Genomic DNA, 22437 nt, shown 5'->3' on the forward strand with positions numbered 1-22437 from the left:
TTCTACTGATGAATAATCAAATAAAAAACTCCACATAATGTGGAGTAAACATATCTATGATTGTTTATTAAAATTATTTTTTAATAATATTTTAATGTTCAATTTTATAGCTTTCAACTAATTCATTTAAATATTTGTCTAGTTCTTTATCTGAATCAAAGTTATGGCCATTTATGCATCTATATCAAATTGCATTAACTCATTTTTTTGTTAATTTTCCTGAGTTTCCAAGTTGGAGCTCTTTTTTATTACTTTTTTCAGTGTTATTTATATATAAATAAAAAAAGTTATTTTTTTACATAATTACATTGTAATTTGTGGTATAATAAAGATATGAAAAAAGACAAATGACTATTAATTTCAAGAAAAAATAAGAACTCTACTTACTTATCTTTAGCACTTTCAGGAGGATTTGGCAAAGGTTATAAGAAATCTATCGGTATCGGTACAGTTGAAAAATGAGAAAAATATTGTTCTAATCTAGTAGAAAAAAATAAAAAACTATCTCAAAACTACAATACTGATTGAGATAGAAATATGATAATTAGACAATTAGAGTTAGATATAAGCAAGGTTAAAATTGAAACAAAACAGTTCAATTATGGATATGATTTGTTATACAGTTTCTTAGAAAAATTAAATCCTTTTAAAGATGCTAAAGTATCAAAATCCAAGTATTTAAATGATTTATTAAAATATATGATTTCAAATAGAATTGTAAATCCGGGTAGCATGCTTTCATCCTTTAAAAATAAAGACAAATTCAATATAAATTTAGAAGTTGAAAAGACGACATTTTATAATACTTTAGACTATTTAGCTGAAAATAAAAATAACATTTTAAAGAGTGTTAACGATACATTGATCAAAGATAAAAATAGAAAAATAGATATTATTTGATACGACTCTTCAACGGTATATTTTGAAAGTTTTGTAAGAGAAGGATTGAGATATCCAGGTTATTCTAAAGATGGAAAATTCAAAGAGATTCAAATTGTTTTAGGTTTAGCAACAGATGAAAACGGCATTCCAATTCACTATAAATTATTCAAAGGGAACACTGCTGATGCATCAACATTTATTAATTTTATTTTGAATATAAAATCACAATATGAATTAAACAAAGTAACACTCATTGCTGATAGAGGAATGAGTACAAATAGAAACATAAGATTCTTAGAAGATAACGATATTGATTACATTTTATCTTATAGATTAAAAGCGGCTTCAAATGACCGAAAGACCTTTGCAATAGATGAATCCGGCTATTTTGGAGACAATAATTTTGAATATAAAGAAACTACTTTTTATTCGTTTTGAAAGAATAGAAGAGCAAACGGACACAAGAGAAGATTGGTAGTAACATATAGTAAAAAAAGAGCATTAAAAGATAAAAATGATAGACAAATTTTAATCGATAATTTTATTAAAAGACAAGATAAAGACGGACTAGTTCATGTTCAAGTAATGTTCGGTCAAAAGAAGTTTAAATTCTTCGAAAAAGTTGGTGGTAAAGGTTATTACAAACTTAACTATGACAAAATTATCGAAGATGAAAAGTTTGACGGATATTATGCTTATGAAACCTCTAGATTTGATTTATCACCTGAAGAAATTGTGAATTTATATTCAAAACAATGACAAATAGAATCAAACTTTAGAGCTTTAAAAAGTGCTTTAGCTGTAAGACCTATTTATGTATGAAGTGAAAAGCATATTGAAGGTCATTTCGTACTTTGCTTCTTATCTCTTGTTTTATTAAATTTTGTTATTTATTATTTAAACAAAGGTTTGAAAGAACTCGGTGTTGTAGATGAAAAAATCACAATCAAAAAATTACAAGATGTAATAAAAGAAACAATCAAAACATGCAAGATTATTGACGGAAAAATTGAAAGTGAAGAATATATTATTAACGACAACAATAATCAAGCAATTCAAGATTATCAAACATATTTAAGAATTTTAAATGAATTAAAATTTTAAATTATTAAAAACAGCTCATCAAACAGATGAGTTGTTAAAAATTACATTGTAAAAGTTGGAAACTCGGGAAACAAACTATAAAACAGATTAATTAGTAAAAATCATAGTATAAAATAGAGTAGGCATTAAACCTGCTTTTTTTGTTATAAAAAGCAAAATTCAAAAATGAATAAGCATAAATTATATTAAGACATGTAAGAAACATGATTTAATTAATATTGAATACTTTGAAAATATAATTCTAAACATCTATACAATTCTACTGATGAATAATCAAATAAAAAACTCCACATAATGTGGAGTAAACATATCTATGATTGTTTATTAAAATTATTTTTTAATAATATTTTAATGTTCAATTTTATAGCTTTCAACTAATTCATTTAAATATTTGTCTAGTTCTTTATCTGAATCAAAGTTATGGCCATTTATGCATCTATATCAAATTGCATTAACTCATTTTTTTGTTAATTTTATATCTAATAATTCAGGAGAGCATAATTTATTTAAAACATCTCTATAAGTGATAAAGTAATATTCTTTAAAATTATATTTTACAACGAATATATTGAATTTGTATTCTGGGTATAATTTTGAATAAAATTGTTCTCCTCGGTCAATGCTTTCTGTTGAAACACTTTTAGACTCAACTTTTGTTCTTTTTAAAAATAATTCTTTTAATTCATTAATTATATTTTCTTCATCTTTTAAAGAATTATTAATTTTTACATTGCCATTGTAAACTATTACTCTATCATTCATAATATTTTTGGCTAACATTTCTTTAATTTCTTTGGATGTGTATATTAATTCACCATCTTTATTATCAACAATTAAACCATCTTTGTTTTTTGGAAGTTGTACTACATATGTAGGTTTTAGTTTATTCTTTATGAAATCTATAATTTTGCTATATGCTGTTTCAAAAGTATCATTTGGCAATATTTATTGTTCATTAAGTGTTATGGTATTGTCAATGTAATCATTAATATGTTTTTTAATATATTTAAGCGATGATTCTTTAGTTGGAAATAATTTGTTACTATCTAATTTATTAGGATCTCCTTCATCTACTGAATAGACCTTACAATCGTCAAAAAAACTTATAGAGTTCTTTTCATTAAACATTATTTCAGACTTAAGTGTTCCAAATTCACTTTCGGTATATATTCTGCCATTATATAAGTAAACATTTTGCATTACTGGTTTTATGAATTGAACAGGTTTTAAAAGTTTAGCATCTTTAATAGTTCTTTTTTCATCTTTTCATAAGCCTCAAAATCTATAAACTGTTTTGCCACCATTTCAAGTATATTTGTTATTTTCATTTTGAGCATCTATAAAAGTATAATCATAATATTGTGTATGTCCAATTCCCTCAGAAATGATTGTTAGTCCTAATTTTAAAGAAGCGGAAACCAATGTGCATATAGGGGTTGGAGGTAAGAGTGCTAAAACAGAATCAGTGATATTTGATATTGCGCCAACGATTAATTCAGCTTGTTTATCTGGATCGTTATTTCAATTATTAACTACATCAGTAATTGTGCCTATTGAAGTTAAAACAGTATTTGTTGCCGCTAATGCAACTGTTGCATTATTATATTTCTTGTTTTTATTATCTTTGTTCAATTGTACGATAATTTCATTAATTTTGTCATTATTAATTTCAGATTGAAATTTTGGTGAATATATTTTTTCTTTATCACCTTCTGATATTTCATTTTTATAATAATTAATTAAAGTATTAACATCATTTGAATTAGATATATCGCAATTTTTCAAAAAGTCTGTATTAATTGAGCCGTTTTTTTCAAGATAATTTATTAAATGAGTTTTAAACTTGCCTAATATTTCCTTATCTTCTTTAGTTAAATTATGAGTGTTGTCTGTTCATTTATTTAAGAATTCTTTTAGCCCATTATTGTAACCTATCTTAGCTATTGAAAGCACTTCATTTGCTTATGATATTGCTGAAGAACTAATGAATTTTGTAGCATAACTATTTAAATTTATATTGTCTTTAAGTTTAAATTTATTTTGTGCAGCATCATAATTAATTAATGATTCAGATCCTCTACCAGAATATTTATCAAAAAGCTTTTCTAATTTGTTGAACATTGAAGCACTTATCTTTTCATTATATAGATACTTAATATCATCAAATTTTTGTACTCCTGCTTTTTGAATCATGTTTGTTGTAGCATATTCTATAGTTTTAATTGCATTATATATTGATGCATTTGAAACAAAGATATTAATAAAAGCATTAATATTAGAATTTATATCAGCATCAATACCGTTTGCTTTAAATTCATCTCAAAGATTTAATTTTTCGCCATTATCTTTTTTATAAAGATCTTCACCAATAATATTTTCTAAAACTTCATTTAAATAAGTTATTAATCTTCCAAAAAAAGATTTAAATATTTGAATTTGAGATGCATTAGCTTTACAATCAATTAAGTAAGATAATGTAGCAAAATAAAGCACTGGTATTTGTGAAACAAAATTGCCGTTTTTACCTTTTTTCATAATGGTTAATATTTCAACTATTTTGTCTAATAAAGTTTGAGATTCATTAATTTTTATATTTCTCATTTCCTTTAAAAAGCTTATTGTGATTGAGTCTAAATCAGCTATATGAAAAATATCTAAATTTTCAAAATAATTTTGTGTATCTTTCTTACCTTCATTCATGTTTAAGAAAAATTCAGATAAGTTATTATAATAGTCAACTTTATTATGAGTTTGATGTTCATTTAAAGAAGAAAGGATAAATGATATAAAGTTATTAGTTAAGTTAGTTTTATCGTTTGTACCTTTTAAAAAGCCGCTTTGTTCTCGTTTAACTCATTTAGTTGCATCTTTAAATTCTTCAATGTAATTACTTGGAGTTCTATAAATATAATCTCCATTTAATGAGTATTCATCATCTTTGTCTATATCTACAATATAACTTGCGTTTCCTTGCGTGGAGTTAATTTTTAATATATTAAAATTGCTAAGGTTGCTTAGAAATAAATCATTATTGTTAAAAATCTCTTCTTCTGTATAATAATGATTCCCGATTTTATAATATTCATGAAGATTATTTAAGAAGAATGTTTCAACATCCTTATCATCTAATAAATTATTAATATCTTTTACAAATGGCATGTAATTGTTATTAAACTTTAGAAATTTTAAGTCACTTTTTGTATCTAATGAAAATCATTTTATAAGTTTCCAAAGTTTTTCATTTGAGCTTAAGTTTGAATCCGAATTAATTTCATTATATACTTTTGTTGCTTCGTTAATAAATTCTTCTTTATTGTAAAATACTTTTTTATTGTCTCCAATGCCATGCATATAAAACTTATTTAATGTAAAATAAGACAATTTAGCTTGGCATTGATCTTTAAATCATCTGTCATCTTTAGCTTTATAAATGGTTGTGTTTTTGCCAGAATTTGTCAAATCAATATAGTTTAAACCTTCACCGTTTATTTCACCAGAAGAATCAATATAAGAACGAATTGTATCTGAGGGAACATTTGAGGAAACTTCTTGCTTTTCTATATGTTCTTTGAATAATGGGTAGAAAGCATTAAAGTTAGAAAATTCTTTACCGTCTTTCCCCGTATAACAATCTTCAAAAATATTTTCTTTTTTTAGTTCAACCAAATGTTCCTTAGCAAATTTAACTGCTTCTTCTTTTGATTTGAACTTTTTACCATTAATATCATATTTATAATCTTTTTCATTTGCAGAATTATTATTACTTCCTTTTCTTGAAAAGACACAAGCACTTGAAACTACGGGTAGTAAGGATAAGGATATTGAAGAAGTTGTTAGTATAGTTCATTTAATTTTTTTATTCATGATTCCTCCTATAAATTTGTTTTATGAGTTTCTATATATCTTATAATGTAATCAATTGCCACATTCTGATTGTCAAAGTATTTATCTTCATTGTTAAAATGAATTTTAACAGCGTTATATATATTTGATTGCAATATATGCTGATTAACTCTGTTATCTTAAAAGATAAATTGTTTAAAATGACTTTATTAGGAATACGTTTTACAATATTCTTAATTTCTATATAATCATCACTTTTCATTAGAAAATAAGTTTCCGTAAATTATTCTTATATTATTTTTTTAATACATTATAATACTTTGAAAAAAATATATCAACAAAATAAAAAGTGTGAATAATCAATAAAAAAACTCCACATAATGTGGAGTAAAACATATTTAGAATTGTTCATTAAAATTATTTTGAAAATATTTTAATGTCCAATTTTATAATTTTCAACTAATTCTTTTAAATGTTTGTCTAGTTCTTTGCCTGGACCGATTCCTGGGTTTCGGAGTTAAACACAAAAAGTTGAAAATATAGCCTTTTTTAAGTTAAATTTTAACTTTTTGCGTTCATTATATGCTATTTTTTAAGATTCTCATAAATCTCTTCAGTACTGTGTTTGACATAAGATTTTAATTTTAATTCAATATAAGGCGCATTTTGCCACATTCAGCTATTAAAAGAATTGATCTAACGCCTAATAAACTTTTTGCAATTTCTAAATTTTTTCCTGTTTGTCATTGTTCTCAATATTTTTTATGCTTAAGTATTTAGGAAAAAATTAAGATCTTAACTATAAGCCGAAAAAAGATAATAAAAAAGTTTCTTTTAAAAAGAAACCTATATAAATGGTGCCGGTTACGAGAATCGAACTCGTGGCTACTGGTTACGAGTCAGTTGCTTTACCACTAAGCGAAACCGGCATAATAAGCCTATTTTATAGGCATTTTTGTTATATTGTTTTAAGCAATATAGTTTGTTTCTTACCTTTTTTGAAGAATGCATATCTACCATCAAAGTTAGTTGGTTCATAAGTGGAATCAAGTGTGATTGCAACATCATCAACTTTTAAAGCATTAGTTCCAATCATTTCTCTTGCTTCTCTGTTTGATTGAATAAAATTATTTTGGATTAGAGTTTCAACAAGTTTTGAACCTTTTGTAATTTTGCATGTAGGTAAGTATTTTTCAATGATTTTTAAATCAGATACATTTAAGGATTTAAAATCAAAATTTTTGTGAAATAAAATATTTGTAATATTTTGTGCTTGTTTTAATTCTTCAGCACCATATAAATCTTTAACCACTAAATCAGCTAACATTTTTTGAGCATAATGATTAGCTGGGTTTAAATTATGTTTTTCCATAATTGCATTAATTTCATCAACACTAATAAATGTTAGTCAATTAAGTAATTCTTGAACTTTTGAATCAGGTTGATTTACTAAATATTGATACATATTATATGGAGATGTTTTTTCTTTGTCAATTCATAACGCTCCGCCGCCATAAGATTTACCAATTTTTTTACCGTTTTCATCTGTTAATAAATTAACAGTAACAGCTACCGCTTTATGATCATCACCAACTACTTTAGAAATCATATCTAAACCAGTTGTGATGTTTCCTCATTGGTCACTTCCACCAACTTGAATGCATATATTTTTATTTTGGTAAAGTTTTAAAAAGTCATTTCCTTGAAGCAATTGATAAGTAAATTCAGTAAATGAAAGTCCTCTTTCAAGTCTACTCTTAACTGAATCTTTAGCTATCATGTAATTAATATTAACTAGTTTACCAGTATCTTTTAAGAAGTCTAAAATTGATACATCTTTATAAAAATCTAAATTATCAATTACAGTTAGACCAAATGATTCTAACTGTTTTTTGATTTTATTTTTATTTTTAATAACTTGTTCTTTATCTAATAAAACTCTTTCAGTGTCTCTAAAAGATGGGTCACCAATCATACCAGTCGCACCACCAATTAAAGCATATGCTTTATATCCGAATTGTGCAAAACGTTTAAGAATGGAAATTAAAATATAATTACCTAAATGTAAACTATCAGCACTTGGATCAAATCCAACATAAACTCCAATTGTTTTAGGATCAAGTTTATTGAATTTGTCTAAATTACTTACATTATTTAAAATTTTTCTTCTCTTTAATTCATCAATAATAGTCATTCTTACCTCTATTTTCAATTTAAAACTTCAAATATATTTTTGCCTAAAAAGTTATCATTGCATTTATTTAAAAATTCAGCAAATTCATTAGTTTTCTTTTCATTTAAATCTAAACTTTCACTTGAACAAAGCATTCCTAAACTTTTAACTCCCATTACTTCACCATCTTTAATTTCTAAACCTTTTGAAGTAATAGATCCTGGCATACATCAGACAAAATATTTGTTTTCTAATGTGTAAAGTGTGTTTGTAATAATTTGTTTCACTTCATCTTTAAAATCTACTTGTAAAACAAAAAGTTTTTCGCTTTTTGGATGAGCTTCTCTTTTAATTATTTTACCAATTCTGAAATAATTTAAATCGTCATTAAAATGATAATTACTATTAAGTTTTAGTAAATCTTTTTTAATGTTTTCATCTGTTTTATAGTTTAATAAGCCAAAATGTGAATATTCTTTTGCTTCAGGATAATTTAAAACATTAACAGATTTTACATTAAATTTTTCATCACGAAAAACAACATAATTTTCGTAATAGTCTTCTTTAGTAGTATTGATTCTTGAATCATAATAAATGATTAAAGTATCTTTAAATTTGTCATTAATATTGAAATAAATACTCATAATTCTTAAATTATAAATAATTTAATAATATTTAATAACATTTAATTTTGCAAAGCAAAATAAAAACAAGGCTAATGCCTTGCTTGATTGGTAAATTCAAAAATAAATTATTTAATAATTTTTGTAACGTTACCATAACCAACAGTTCTACCACCTTCACGAATAGAGAATTTTGTTCCTTCTCCTGAGTTTCCAAGTTGGAGCTCTTTTTTATTACTTTTTTCAGTGTTATTTATATATAAATAAAAAAAGTTATTTTTTTACATAATTACATTGTAATTTGTGGTATAATAAAGATATGAAAAAAGACAAATGACTATTAATTTCAAGAAAAAATAAGAACTCTACTTACTTATCTTTAGCACTTTCAGGAGGATTTGGCAAAGGTTATAAGAAATCTATCGGTATCGGTACAGTTGAAAAATGAGAAAAATATTGTTCTGATCCAGTAGAAAAAATTAAAAAACTATCTCAAAACTACAATACTGATTGAGATAGAAATATGATAATTAGACAATTAGAGTTAGATATAAGCAAGGTTAAAATTGAAACAAAACAGTTCAATTATGGATATGATTTGTTATACAGTTTCTTAGAAAAATTAAATCCTTTTAAAGATGCTAAAGTATCAAAATCCAAGTGTTTAAATGATTTATTAAAATATATGATTTCAAATAGAATTGTAAATCCGGGTAGCATGCTTTCATCCTTTAAAAATAAAGACAAATTCAATATAAATTTAGAAGTTGAAAAGACGACATTTTATAATACTTTAGACTATTTAGCTGAAAATAAAAATAACATTTTAAAGAGTGTTAACGATACATTGATCAAAGATAAAAATAGAAAAATAGATATTATTTGATACGACTCTTCAACGGTATATTTTGAAAGTTTTGTAAGAGAAGGATTGAGATATCCAGGTTATTCTAAAGATGGAAAATTCAAAGAAGATCAAATTGTTTTAGGTTTAGCAACAGATGAAAACGGCATTCCAATTCACTATAAATTATTCAAAGGGAACACTGCTGATGCATCAACATTTATTAATTTTATTTTGAATATAAAATCACAATATGAATTAAACAAAGTAACACTCATTGCTGATAGAGGAATGAGTACAAATAGAAACATAAGATTCTTAGAAGATAACGATATTGATTACATTTTATCTTATAGATTAAAAGCGGCTTCAAATGACCGAAAGACCTTTGCAATAGATGAATCCGGCTATTTTGGAGACAATAATTTTAAATATAAAGAAACTACTTTTTATTCGTTTTGAAAGAATAGAAGAGCAAACGGACACAAGAGAAGATTGGTAGTAACATATAGTAAAAAAAGAGCATTAAAAGATAAAAATGATAGACAAATTTTAATCGATAATTTTATTAAAAGACAAGATAAAGACGGACTAGTTCATGATCAAGTAATGTTCGGTCAAAAGAAGTTTAAATTCTTCGAAAAAGTTGGTGGTAAAGGTTATTACAAACTTAACTATGACAAAATTATCGAAGATGAAAAGTTTGACGGATATTATGCTTATGAAACCTCTAGATTTGATTTATCACCTGAAGAAATTGTGAATTTATATTCAAAACAATGACAAATAGAATCAAACTTTAGAGCTTTAAAAAATGCTTTAGCTGTAAGACCTATTTATGTATGAAGTGAAAAGCATATTGAAGGTCATTTCGTACTTTGCTTCTTATCTCTTGTTTTATTAAATTTTGTTATTTATTATTTAAACAAAGGTTTGAAAGAACTCGGTGTTGTAGATGAAAAAATCACAATCAAAAAATTACAAGATGTAATAAAAGAAACAATCAAAACATGCAAGATTATTGACGGAAAAATTGAAAGTGAAGAATATATTATTAACGACAACAATAATCAAGCAATTCAAGATTATCAAACATATTTAAGAATTTTAAATGAATTAAAATTTTAAATTATTAAAAACAGCTCATCAAACAGATGAGTTGTTAAAAATTACATTGTAAAAGTTGGAAACTCGGGATAAAAACAAGGCTAATGCCTTGCTTGATTGGTAAATTCAAAAATAAATTATTTAATAATTTTTGTAACGTTACCATAACCAACAGTTCTACCACCTTCACGAATAGAGAATTTTGTTCCTTCTTCAACAGCGATAGGAGCGATTAATTTAACTTTTAAGTTAACATTTTCACCTGGTGTAACCATTTCACGACCTGGTTCAAATTCTAATCCACCTGTAACGTCTGTTGTACGGAAGTAGAATTGAGGTTTATAGTTTTTGAAGAATGGTGTGTGACGTCCACCTTCTTCTTTTGTAAGTACATAGATAGCAGCTTCAAATTCTGTGTGAGGAATAATTGAACCTGGTTTAGCTAAAACTTGACCACGTTCGATAGCTGATCTTTCAATACCACGAAGTAATAAACCTGCGTTGTCACCAGCTTGAACTTCTTTTAAGTTCTTTCTGAACATTTCCATACCTGTAACAACTGTTTTCTTTGTAGGTTTAAGACCAACGATTTCAACTTCTTCGTTTAAGTTTAATCTACCACGTTCAACACGACCTGTAGCAACTGTACCACGACCTGAAATTGTGAATACGTCTTCGATAGCCATTAAGAATGGTTTGTCATATTCTTTAACTGGGTTTTCGATTCATGTATCAACAGCGTCCATTAATTCTAAGATTTTTTCTTCATATTCTGGTTTACCTTGTAAAGCTTGTAAAGCTGAACCACGAATAACTGGTGTGTTGTCACCATCAAAACCATATTTAGATAATAATTCACGAACTTCCATTTCAACTAAGTCTAACATTTCTTCGTCTTCTGGTTTGATCATGTCGCATTTGTTTAAGAATACAACCATTTTTGGAACACCAACTTGTTTAGATAAAAGAATGTGTTCTTTTGTTTGAAGCATTGCACCATCTGTTGCAGCAACTACTAAGATAGCACCATCCATTTGTGCAGCACCTGTAATCATGTTTTTAATATAGTCAGCGTGACCTGGACAGTCAACGTGTGCATAGTGACGTTTTTCTGTATTATATTCAATGTGTGAAGTATTAATTGTTATACCACGAGCTTTTTCTTCTGGTGCGTTATCAATAGCATCGTATGATTTAGCTTCTGATAAACCTTTTTTAGCTAAAACTGTAGCAATAGCAGCAGTTAAAGTAGTTTTACCATGGTCAACGTGACCAATTGTACCAATATTAACGTGTTCTTTACTACGATCAAAATCTAATTTTGCCATATTGTAAAAATTTCCTTTCGATTAATAAATTGTATTTTAGCGCTAAAACCAACCTAAGCACGGTCTTTCATCCGTGTCCTATCCATACTACTATTTATTTAATCTAAATAGCATTAATATTTTAGCAAATAAGATACTTTTTAAAACAATAATTTTAATTATTGAGATATGGTTAAAATAATAACATTTTTATAATAAAACCTAAACAAAACTTTTGGTAAAAATTATTTCAATAATCTTCTCATTTATATTATTTTATTCTGCTCCACAATTAAAAATTTATATCTATATTTTATTTAATGCGTGTGCTTTAGTTAATGTAAGATCGCCAATCATTATTTTTTAAGTATTTTAAATATTTAATAATAAGGATTAAAAAATGTTTTTTGTTATGTAACAATTATTAAATTAGACTTTGACTAATTCCACTATAAAACAAAGATATTATAAAAATTGTTTAAAACTCTATAACCTCAATTTTCATACATAAATATGGCTTATTATTTAATAAATTATTTATTAAAAACATTTTAAATACTTTCTATATTAATTATTTATGTTTATATTTCCACAAAAATTATGTTGTAAAAAGATAATATAAAAACGCGATTTTCCATTATGCTATAATAATGATATAAATATCATTATAAAAAATTGAGGAGGCAAAATGCCAATTATTGAAAAAATTCACGCTAGAGAAATTCTTGACTCTCGTGGTAACCCAACAGTACAAGTAGAAGTTTGAACAGACTATGGTGTTTGTGGTCTTGCAAACGTTCCTTCAGGAGCTTCAACAGGAAGTAGAGAAGCACTTGAATTAAGAGACAAAGGCACAAAGTACGAAAAGAATTGATTTGGTGGCAAAGGTGTTATGACCGCAGTTGATAATGTAAATAACATTATTGCTCCAGAAATTGAAGGTTTAAGTGTATTTGATCAAAGAGCAATTGACTTGCTTATGATTAAATTAGATGGTACACCTACAAAATCAAAATTAGGTGCTAACGCTATTTTAGGTGTTTCATTAGCAGTTGCTAGAGCAGCAGCTCAAGAATTAGAAATTCCTTTATATAAATACATTGGTGGTGTTAATGCTCACATGTTACCATTACCTATGTTAAATGTTATGAATGGTGGTGCTCACGCATCTAACACAGTAGACTTCCAAGAATTCATGATTATGCCAGTTGGCGCAAAATCATTAAGAGAAGCTTCACAAATGGCTAACAAAGTATTCCACAACTTAGCTAAATTACTTAAAAGAGATGGCCACGGAACACAAGTTGGTGATGAAGGTGGATTCGCTCCTAACTGCAAGAGCCACGAAGAAGTTCTTGATTATTTAGTTGAAGCAATTAAAGTTGCTGGTTTCAAACCTGCTACAAAAGGTAAGGACGCTATTGCTATTGCTATGGATGCTGCATGTAGTGAAATTTACGATGAAAAAGCTAAAAAATATGTATTTAAAAAACTTAAAAAAGCTATCGAAGAAAAACGTCCTGGTTTCGAACACTTAGACAATGTTAAATTAGAATATACAACCGATGAATTAATTGAATACTTTGGTAAATTAATTGATAAATATCCAATTATCTCAATCGAAGATGGTTTAGCAGAAAGTGACTGAGCTGGCTTTGCAAAAATGACTGCAAAATTCGGACACAAAATTCAAATCGTTGGTGATGACTTAACAGTTACAAACCCTAAATTATTAGAAAAAGCTATTGAAGAAAAATCAATGAACGCTATTTTAATTAAGTTAAACCAAATTGGTACATTAACCGAAACATTAGACACAATCAATATGGCTCAAAAAGCTAACATGGCTTGTGTTGTTTCACACCGTTCAGGCGAAACTGAAGATACAACATTAGCTGACTTAGCAGTTGCTTTAAATACAGGTCAAATTAAGACAGGTTCTATGTCAAGAACAGATAGAATTGCTAAATACAACAGATTATTACAAATTGAAGAAGAACTTGACTTTGAAAGTGAATTCCCTGGTGTTAAAGCTTTCTACAACGTTAAATAATTATAGAAAATAAATAAAAATTGATAGGTTTAATTACCTATCTTTTTTTGATTAAAATGTCTGTTTTCCCGAGTTTCCAACTTTTACAATGTAATTTTTAACAACTCATCTGTTTGATGAGCTGTTTTTAATAATTTAAAATTTTAATTCATTTAAAATTCTTAAATATGTTTGATAATCTTGAATTGCTTGATTATTGTTGTCGTTAATAATATATTCTTCACTTTCAATTTTTCCGTCAATAATCTTGCATGTTTTGATTGTTTCTTTTATTACATCTTGTAATTTTTTGATTGTGATTTTTTCATCTACAACACCGAGTTCTTTCAAACCTTTGTTTAAATAATAAATAACAAAATTTAATAAAACAAGAGATAAGAAGCAAAGTACGAAATGACCTTCAATATGCTTTTCACTTCATACATAAATAGGTCTTACAGCTAAAGCACTTTTTAAAGCTCTAAAGTTTGATTCTATTTGTCATTGTTTTGAATATAAATTCACAATTTCTTCAGGTGATAAATCAAATCTAGAGGTTTCATAAGCATAATATCCGTCAAACTTTTCATCTTCGATAATTTTGTCATAGTTAAGTTTGTAATAACCTTTACCACCAACTTTTTCGAAGAATTTAAATTTCTTTTGACCGAACATTACTTGATCATGAACTAGTCCGTCTTTATCTTGTCTTTTAATAAAATTATCGATTAAAATTTGTCTATCATTTTTATCTTTTAATGCTCTTTTTTTACTATATGTTACTACCAATCTTCTCTTGTGTCCGTTTGCTCTTCTATTCTTTCAAAACGAATAAAAAGTAGTTTCTTTATATTTAAAATTATTGTCTCCAAAATAGCCGGATTCATCTATTGCAAAGGTCTTTCGGTCATTTGAAGCCGCTTTTAATCTATAAGATAAAATGTAATCAATATCGTTATCTTCTAAGAATCTTATGTTTCTATTTGTACTCATTCCTCTATCAGCAATGAGTGTTACTTTGTTTAATTCATATTGTGATTTTATATCCAAAATAAAATTAATAAATGTTGATGCATCAGCAGTGTTCCCTTTGAATAATTTATAGTGAATTGGAATGCCGTTTTCATCTGTTGCTAAACCTAAAACAATTTGATCTTCTTTGAATTTTCCATCTTTAGAATAACCTGGATATCTCAATCCTTCTCTTACAAAACTTTCAAAATATACCGTTGAAGAGTCGTATCAAATAATATCTATTTTTCTATTTTTATCTTTGATCAATGTATCGTTAACACTCTTTAAAATGTTATTTTTATTTTCAGCTAAATAGTCTAAAGTATTATAAAATGTCGTCTTTTCAACTTCTAAATTTATATTGAATTTGTCTTTATTTTTAAAGGATGAAAGCATGCTACCCGGATTTACAATTCTATTTGAAATCATATATTTTAATAAATCATTTAAATACTTGGATTTTGATACTTTAGCATCTTTAAAAGGATTTAATTTTTCTAAGAAACTGTATAACAAATCATATCCATAATTGAACTGTTTTGTTTCAATTTTAACCTTGCTTATATCTAACTCTAATTGTCTAATTATCATATTTCTATCTCAATCAGTATTGTAGTTTTGAGATAGTTTTTTAATTTTTTCTACTGGATCAGAACAATATTTTTCTCATTTTTCAACTGTACCGATACCGATAGATTTCTTATAACCTTTGCCAAATCCTCCTGAAAGTGCTAAAGATAAGTAAGTAGAGTTCTTATTTTTTCTTGAAATTAATAGTCATTTGTCTTTTTTCATATCTTTATTATACCACAAATTACAATGTAATTATGTAAAAAAATAACTTTTTTTATTTATATATAAATAACACTGAAAAAAGTAATAAAAAAGAGCTCCAACTTGGAAACTCAGGAACAGATAGAATTGCTAAATACAACAGATTATTACAAATTGAAGAAGAACTTGACTTTGAAAGTGAATTCCCTGGTGTTAAAGCTTTCTACAACGTTAAATAATTATAGAAAATAAATAAAAATTGATAGGTTTAATTACCTATCTTTTTTTGATTAAAATGTCTGTTTTATAGTATTAAAATAAAAAGATATAAATTTAGTATATATAATGAAAAATTAATATTTTTTATAGTTTTCTATTAAGGCGTTAACAATTAAATCAGTTCTGTTATTAATTTCATATTTATCGAAAAGTAAAATATTTTGATTAATAAATGATGTGGTGATATTTAATTGATTGCCTAAAAATTCTTTAATTTTTTTAATTTTATCTTTATATTCTTTGTTACCTAAATCTGAATTTTTGATAGATGTTATTAAAGTTAAATTACCAATTTTATGTAAGTAATTCTTATGTTCTTCTTCAGAAAAGTGTTCTCATCAACTACTATCTGTTTTTGGTTTTTGTGGAAGAATATGTTCAATTGTAATTTTTTCTTTAGTTTCAATCATAGGATCATCATCTGTTAAAATGGTTTCATACTTAAAAAGTAAATAATTACAATATTGTTTTAAATAAATATCGCCTTTTAAAATTTGTGTTAATTCTTCAATATTGAAATCTGATTTTCAAATATTTGATTCTAATACTTCCTTAGGAGAATTAGAATTTTCAATTAATAAAAGTATGTTACTTATATCTACGGTCTTTTTAGTGAATGAATAACCTAATAGTCATCTGTAAGAATGATAATTATCAAGCATTTTAATAAATGTAGTTAGCAATTTTGAATTCAATTTTATTTCATTTTCAAATTTATCTATAAATTTTAATAAAGCGGGGACTCAAATTTTATCTTTATATGTTTTTTTCATAATTTTGATAATGTTTTTATAGGCAAATTCCAAATGTTCTCCATCTTTCTTAAGACCAATATATATTTCGTAAATGTTTTTATAATGAAGCATTTTTTCAATAAATTCAATTCCGGGGTTAATTAAAGGTTTTTCAATTTCGAAAATTTTGTTTTCAAATTCATTATATAGTTGACTTTTAGCTTTATCTTTAAGATAAATTGTTCTAATATAATTTAAAAATAGGTCCATATCGTCTTTAAAATAATTTTCAATTTGTTCTCAAATCTTAGAGTATTTCTTATTTTCTTGTAAATCTTTAATTTTTTCAAGATTATATACTTTCAAAATCTCAGCATTAGTTAATTTAAGACCTCTATTATTTATAATGGTAAATAATTTAAAGGCATCTAACATTGTTTTAGATTCAATGAGAGCAAAAAAAGTTTGAGATAAGATAGATTTAGTGAAATAGAAAAATGAATTTTCATTTTTTATTATGTTTTCGTTGTTTTTATTATCTAGAAATTTAATTATTTCATTAATTGCATCAATAATATTAGACAATGATTCAGAATTAATTTTCTCTTTTTCTTTTAATTTTAAATATGATTCGAGTTCGCCTTTAATAGCATATTCTATTGCTGATTTTATAAATTCATTCGCTTCTTCTCTAATTTCAAAAGATATTTTAGGTTCAACTTTTTTCTCTTTAGGTGTAACTTGTGTTATTTTGGATATTAAATTTTTTACATCATTACTAACAAAATCTTTAATATTTTCGCTTTCTTTATAATAAGAATTTCCAAAATTTAATATATTAATCAAAATAAGCATTAATGTCGTTAATCTTTGTTGGCCATCAATTATGTAATATTCTTTTTTGTTTATTTCACTTTCTTTTTCATAAATAATTATTGAACCAATAAAAAAATCATTTTGATCATTTTCATAATCAGTAAAGTTTTCTAAAAGATCTTCTAGTAATTTGTTGACATTTTCAGGTTTTCATACATAAGATCTTTGGTATGAAGGAACTACATAAAATTTTTCACTTGAGAATAAATATACTAGATCACGACCTTCAATATCGAATTTTGTATTCATTATTTTCTCCTATATTATTAAAAACATAAAATAGAAACTATTTTATGCTATTTTTTGTTATTTTTTTCATTTAATTGTTTATTAATTTCTTCTAGCTTTTTTAGTAATTCAGCACTTCTTTTATCACTATTCAATTCTTTCTCTATCTTAATTTTTTCGTCTTCTAATTCTTTCCGTGTTTTAGATTTATTTTTTGGAACACCAGATACAAGTATTATTACCCATAGAGGAAAAATACTTCCTCTAATAAGTGTGCATAATAAAATAATTCCTATATGCTTAAAAACAATACCAACTTTATAAGAAGTAGATGCTTTAGGTTCTTGGTTGATTTTTTGGGCTAAAAAATTCGCAACTTCCTTATAATTTGAACAATCAATATTAATTGTTTTATTGGTTTTTAATTTTAAAAATACTCTACCAAAGGCTGATGTAACTTTTTCGATATCACTATATCGAATTACGTCAGCATTATTTAAATTGGTTTCTTGTTCTTTAAAAATACGAAGTTTATCTCCATCGATATAAGCCAAACGTCCTCAACATATTTTTGATCATAACATTGATCATGTGATAAAACCAAAGAATGGTCCAGCACATATAGAAAATGATATGAGTATGAATCAAACCTTATATTCATCCTTTCATTTTAAAAATGCATCCTGAATTTTTTCGCCAAATATTTTATCGCCCTTTACAATAAGTATCTTCATAATAGTTATAGCTAAAATTAATCATAAAAATGCAATTAGTCCACTACGTAAAAATGCAACACCTCTGCCTTTTGCTGTACTTCTGTTTTTTATTTCCATTTATCCCCCTTATTTTTAGTTTACAAAAAAATGAAGCATTTGGTAATGCTTCAGGTTCAAAAATATATTATATAAAATTATTTTTTTGTGGTTTTAGCTTTATTATTAATGCTTGCTCTAACTTGACCTGTTGTACGGTGAATTAATACAGAACCACCATTTCTTTTGGTTAAGTCGTTTGCGTATTCAATAGCTTCTTTTTGTGTGTAAAAGATTTTTGTTGCTCTTTGAGCTCCAGAACCTTTAACTTGTCATTGATTGCCTTTAGGTGTTACATGTCATACTGTAACTTTTTTGTCTTTTTCATCTAAAGCAGCCATAATTCTCCTTTATTTAATTTTATTTATATTTTAATTTTATCATAAAGTGTTTAATTACAATGTGTATAGTGCAATTTAGGCAAAAATAAAATCCAGTTAAACTGGACTATTCTTAACATTAAAGCTTTTACCTCAATGTCGGCTCAAAAATAATTCTACTACGAAACATTAAAGTTGCTAATAAAATTATTTTTTATTTTCTTTTGTTTCTTCTTTAACTTCTGAATTAGGATTATCATTTTCCGAATTTTCTTGTTTTATAGATGAATCAGTATTTTCAGAGTCTTTAAATTCATATTCTAAAAATGTATGATCTTCTTTAGACTCTTCAGGTTTATATTCTTCAAAAATAAATGAACTAGCTGTAGATTTAACTTCTTCTTTTGGTTTTTCTTCATCTATGAAAATTTTGTTAGCTTGTTCAGCTTGAGTTTCAATTTGTTCTTTAATTGAATAATACATATTTAATAAGTATTTTTCTCTATCTTCTTCAGTATCTTGAGTTAAAACTAAAGTACTTAAAAGTTGGCTAAAGATTGGGTCAGATCTAACTTCTCTAGGTATTAAGCTTGGAATTCCAAGTCTATCGCTGAAGATTTTCTTAGTTACATCATAAGCAATATTTCTAAGCATTTCTTCAAATTTCTTGCTTCCTTCTTGTGTATAAACTTGGTAAGGGTTCTTTTGAGCATATTGTACTAAGTTGGTATTAGAACGCAATTTATCCATTGTATCAATATGGTTTTGTCAATATGAATCAACGATTTCAAGCACAATTCTCTTTTCATATCATCTAGCATATTCTAAGTCAGTTTGGTCAATTACAGTGTCTCTTCATTTCTTGTATTCTTCAAGTAAATAATCTTGTAAGAATTGAGCAATTTCTGAATCATGAACATCTTTAACTATATTAAAATCAAGCTTGCCTCTTCATAATTTTCCTAGTAATTCATTATTTACATAATTTACAAAGTCTTGATATTTAAATGTATTACTTTTGTCTTTAAAACGAGGCATATTAGCGACATTATTTGCAGTATTAATAATCATTCTTTTAATAATATATTCAATATCATTATTAACCAAAATTAAGTCTCTTTGAGCATAGAATAAATCTCTTTGTTGACGAATAACGTCATCATAGTGAAGCACGCTTTTACGGCTATCATAGTTAAATCCTTCTATTTTCTTTTGAGCTTGGTTAAAACCATGAGTTAATGATCTACTTGTAATTTCTTTATCGCCTTCGTTTTTGAATTGTTCTTTAAACTCTTCATAGTTTGAAAAACGTTGCATTAATTGGTCATCAATAGAAATATAGAACTTAGACATTCCAGGGTCACCTTGACGTCCACTACGACCACGTAACTGGTTATCAATTCTTCTACTTTCAGCTTTATCAGTACCTAAAACAAATAATCCGCCTAATTCTAAAGCTTCCTTAGTTGGCTTAATATCGGTACCACGACCAGCCATATTAGTAGCAATTGTTACTGATTTAACTTCACCAGCATGTGAAATAATTTCAGCTTCTGAAGCATTTTGCTTAGCATTTAAAACTGTATGAGGAATTTCAGCTTTAACTAAAAGTTCGCGCACAATTTCTGAATCTTCAATTTGAGCTGTACCAACTAAAACTGGTTGTCCTTTTTCATATAATTCTTTAATTTTTTCAACAACAGCATTTCATTTTGCTGGATATGAAGCGAAAATAGCATCTGGTAAATCTTTTCTTATAACAGGTTTATTAGTAGGAACAACATTAACACGCATGTTGTAAATATCAATAAATTCTTGTTCTTCAGTTTTAGCTGTACCGGTCATACCACAAAGCTTATCAAACATACGAAAAAAGTTTTGGTAAGTAATAGTTGCTAATGTTTTAGTTTCAGGTTCTATTTCAACCATTTCTTTAGCTTGGATAGCTTGTTGTAAACCTTCTGAATAAGCTCTACCTTCCATAATACGTCCGGTAAAGGCATCAACTAATTCAATTTTATTATCTCTAACAATGTATTCAACATTAAGTTTCATAACTTTGTGAGCTCTTAATGCATTTTGAATTCTATGAACCATTTCTGAGTTTTTAATATCATATAAGTTTTCGAAGTTGAAAAATTTATTAGCTTTTTGAACACCATTATAAGTTAATGAAATTGCTTTTGATTCTTCATCAATTTCATAATCGTTAGTATCTAAGGTTCTAACAAATTGGTCGGCAGCCATGTATGTATTAGTATCTTCACCTTCACCACCAGAGATAATTAAAGGTGTTTTAGCTTCGTCAATTAAAATAGAATCGGCTTCGTCAATTAAACAAAAGTGTAAACCACGTTGCACTTTCTTTTCAACACTTTCAGCCATATTATCTCTTAAGTAATCAAAACCTAGTTCTGAGTGAACTGAATAAGTAATATCACATGCATAAGCTTGTCTTTTTAATTCTGGATCCATTTGAGCTTTATTAACTCCAACTGTTAAACCAAGGAAATTAAATACTCGACCCATTTCTTCAGCGTCCCGTTCAGAAAGATATTCGTTAACAGTTGAAACAATTGCTCCTTTACCACTCAATGCGTTTAAATACACTGGAGCAATCGAGGTAATTGTTTTACCTTCCCCAGTTTTCATTTCAGCAATACTACTTAAATCAAGAAGAACTCCACCAATCATTTGTACATCGTAAGGTCTTTTACCTAAAATTCTTTTAGTTGCTTCACGACAAACAGCAAAAGCTTCAGCTCTAATTTTGTCTAAAGTTTCACGATTTGCTAACCTAGCTCTAAATTGATTAGTTTTATTTTTTAAATCCTCGTCACTAAGTTTTTCAATAAGTGGTTCAAATTGATTTATTTTCTTTAATGCTTTTTCAGCAATTCTCATTTCAGTCGACTTAAATAAATTCATATTATTATAATTTTATACTATATTATGAATCTAAGCTTAAATTAATTAAGATGTTTTTGAATAAAAAATAGTCAAAATTTTAGTCAAATTTTAAAGTATAAATTTGACTAATTTAACTATAAAACAGATAAAAAATAATAAGACGAATATCTTATTATTCTAAATTGTTATTTACTTGTTCTGTTGTAACTTCTTGATTATCTTTTTTAAATAAAACATAATATGAAGATATTATTTTAAGAACAGCTCAAAGCATAATTAATATTGTGAAAATCATAAAGAATACAGCTACTGGTGGATAGTAAAACATAAATTCAACACAGAATTGTACAATTCCAAATGGGAGAGCAAGTTGCGGAATTAGAAATAGAATTTCTGATACAAATAATCCTTTATGAATTTTCTTAATTAAGCAAATCATACTAACTCAAAATACAAAAGAAGCTCCAAAGCATGCTCCAGCAATTCCTAAAGCTACATAGTGCCATACCGAATGCCATTGATACTTTTGTGTGTTTTTTGGAGGAATGACTCTTGCACAAAATATATAATTCATT

At 26.3% G+C, this 22437-nt stretch carries 15 protein-coding genes, 1 tRNA gene and 1 pseudogene; 4 read left to right on the forward strand and 13 right to left on the reverse strand.

Features of this window, described 5'->3' with window-relative positions; all coding sequences use genetic code 4:
* Window positions 1-333: 333 nt before the first annotated feature.
* Window positions 334-1986 (forward strand): IS1634 family transposase, encoded by a 1653-nt coding sequence (locus tag ACJA22_RS03420; RefSeq protein ID WP_406616874.1) that lies wholly within the window; start codon window positions 334-336, stop codon window positions 1984-1986.
* Between the two features lie 348 nt (window positions 1987-2334).
* On the opposite strand, the gene ACJA22_RS03425 is transcribed toward ACJA22_RS03420, so the two are convergent.
* The 6 genes from ACJA22_RS03425 to tapR form a co-directional block, all read right to left on the reverse strand.
* Window positions 2335-2928 (reverse strand): hypothetical protein, encoded by a 594-nt coding sequence (locus tag ACJA22_RS03425; RefSeq protein ID WP_406616875.1) that lies wholly within the window; start codon window positions 2926-2928, stop codon window positions 2335-2337.
* A gap of 3 nt (window positions 2929-2931) precedes the next feature.
* Window positions 2932-3939 (reverse strand): hypothetical protein, encoded by a 1008-nt coding sequence (locus tag ACJA22_RS03430; RefSeq protein ID WP_406616876.1) that lies wholly within the window; start codon window positions 3937-3939, stop codon window positions 2932-2934.
* Window positions 3940-3948: 9 nt separating this feature from the next.
* Complete coding sequence (locus tag ACJA22_RS03435) at window positions 3949-5850, reverse strand: hypothetical protein (RefSeq protein WP_406616877.1); 1902 nt, start codon at window positions 5848-5850, stop codon at window positions 3949-3951.
* Between the two features lie 834 nt (window positions 5851-6684).
* A tRNA-Thr gene (locus ACJA22_RS03440) sits at window positions 6685-6758 on the reverse strand.
* A 29-nt stretch (window positions 6759-6787) separates the two neighbouring features.
* Entirely contained in the window at window positions 6788-8023 is a 1236-nt protein-coding gene (gene tyrS / locus ACJA22_RS03445; protein WP_406616878.1) for a tyrosine--tRNA ligase, read from the reverse strand.
* Between the two features lie 8 nt (window positions 8024-8031).
* The gene (gene tapR / locus ACJA22_RS03450; protein WP_406616879.1) at window positions 8032-8646 is read right to left on the reverse strand and encodes a TyrS-associated PheT N-terminal domain-related protein TapR; all 615 of its coding nucleotides are present in this window, start codon (window positions 8644-8646) and stop codon (window positions 8032-8034) included.
* Between the two features lie 298 nt (window positions 8647-8944).
* Between tapR and ACJA22_RS03455 the strand changes: the two genes are divergently transcribed.
* On the forward strand, window positions 8945-10597 hold the full coding sequence (locus ACJA22_RS03455; protein ID WP_406616880.1) for an IS1634 family transposase: 1653 nt from the start codon (window positions 8945-8947) through the stop codon (window positions 10595-10597).
* Window positions 10598-10713: 116 nt separating this feature from the next.
* Here ACJA22_RS03455 and tuf read toward each other — a convergent pair whose 3' ends face one another.
* Entirely contained in the window at window positions 10714-11904 is a 1191-nt protein-coding gene (tuf, locus tag ACJA22_RS03460; protein ID WP_406616881.1) for an elongation factor Tu, read from the reverse strand.
* A gap of 667 nt (window positions 11905-12571) precedes the next feature.
* On the opposite strand from tuf, the gene eno reads away from it, so the two are divergent.
* Complete coding sequence (gene eno / locus ACJA22_RS03465; RefSeq protein ID WP_406616882.1) at window positions 12572-13936, forward strand: phosphopyruvate hydratase; 1365 nt, start codon at window positions 12572-12574, stop codon at window positions 13934-13936.
* Between the two features lie 135 nt (window positions 13937-14071).
* On the opposite strand, the gene ACJA22_RS03470 is transcribed toward eno, so the two are convergent.
* Window positions 14072-15724: an IS1634 family transposase gene (locus ACJA22_RS03470; protein ID WP_406616883.1), complete on the reverse strand. Its 1653-nt coding sequence runs from the start codon at window positions 15722-15724 to the stop codon at window positions 14072-14074.
* 110 nt (window positions 15725-15834) lie between these two features.
* Here ACJA22_RS03470 and ACJA22_RS03475 point away from each other — a divergent pair.
* Window positions 15835-15942 (forward strand): annotated as a pseudogene (locus ACJA22_RS03475) (hypothetical protein); the annotation flags it as partial.
* Window positions 15943-16056: 114 nt separating this feature from the next.
* Here ACJA22_RS03475 and ACJA22_RS03480 read toward each other — a convergent pair.
* The 5 genes from ACJA22_RS03480 to ACJA22_RS03500 all read right to left on the reverse strand — a co-directional run bounded on the left by ACJA22_RS03480 (window position 16057) and on the right by ACJA22_RS03500 (window position 22436).
* Complete coding sequence (locus ACJA22_RS03480) at window positions 16057-17841, reverse strand: DUF262 domain-containing protein (protein WP_406616884.1); 1785 nt, start codon at window positions 17839-17841, stop codon at window positions 16057-16059.
* A 47-nt stretch (window positions 17842-17888) separates the two neighbouring features.
* Window positions 17889-18653 carry a hypothetical protein gene (locus ACJA22_RS03485; protein WP_406616885.1) on the reverse strand — a complete coding sequence of 255 codons (765 nt, stop codon included), beginning with the start codon at window positions 18651-18653 and terminating at the stop codon, window positions 17889-17891.
* Window positions 18654-18730: 77 nt separating this feature from the next.
* A complete protein-coding gene (locus tag ACJA22_RS03490) occupies window positions 18731-18973 on the reverse strand; it encodes a DUF2188 domain-containing protein (RefSeq protein WP_406616886.1) in 243 nt (80 codons plus the stop codon).
* 186 nt (window positions 18974-19159) lie between these two features.
* On the reverse strand, window positions 19160-21880 hold the full coding sequence (gene secA, locus ACJA22_RS03495; RefSeq protein ID WP_406616887.1) for a preprotein translocase subunit SecA: 2721 nt from the start codon (window positions 21878-21880) through the stop codon (window positions 19160-19162).
* Window positions 21881-22034: 154 nt separating this feature from the next.
* Window positions 22035-22436, reverse strand: a complete 402-nt coding sequence (locus ACJA22_RS03500) for a hypothetical protein (protein ID WP_406616888.1) — start codon at window positions 22434-22436, stop codon at window positions 22035-22037.
* Window position 22437: the final 1 nt, after the last annotated feature.

Source organism: Mycoplasmopsis adleri (assembly GCF_045276205.1).
In the GTDB taxonomy this organism is placed as follows: domain Bacteria; phylum Bacillota_I; class Bacilli_A; order Mycoplasmatales; family Metamycoplasmataceae; genus Mycoplasmopsis; species Mycoplasmopsis adleri.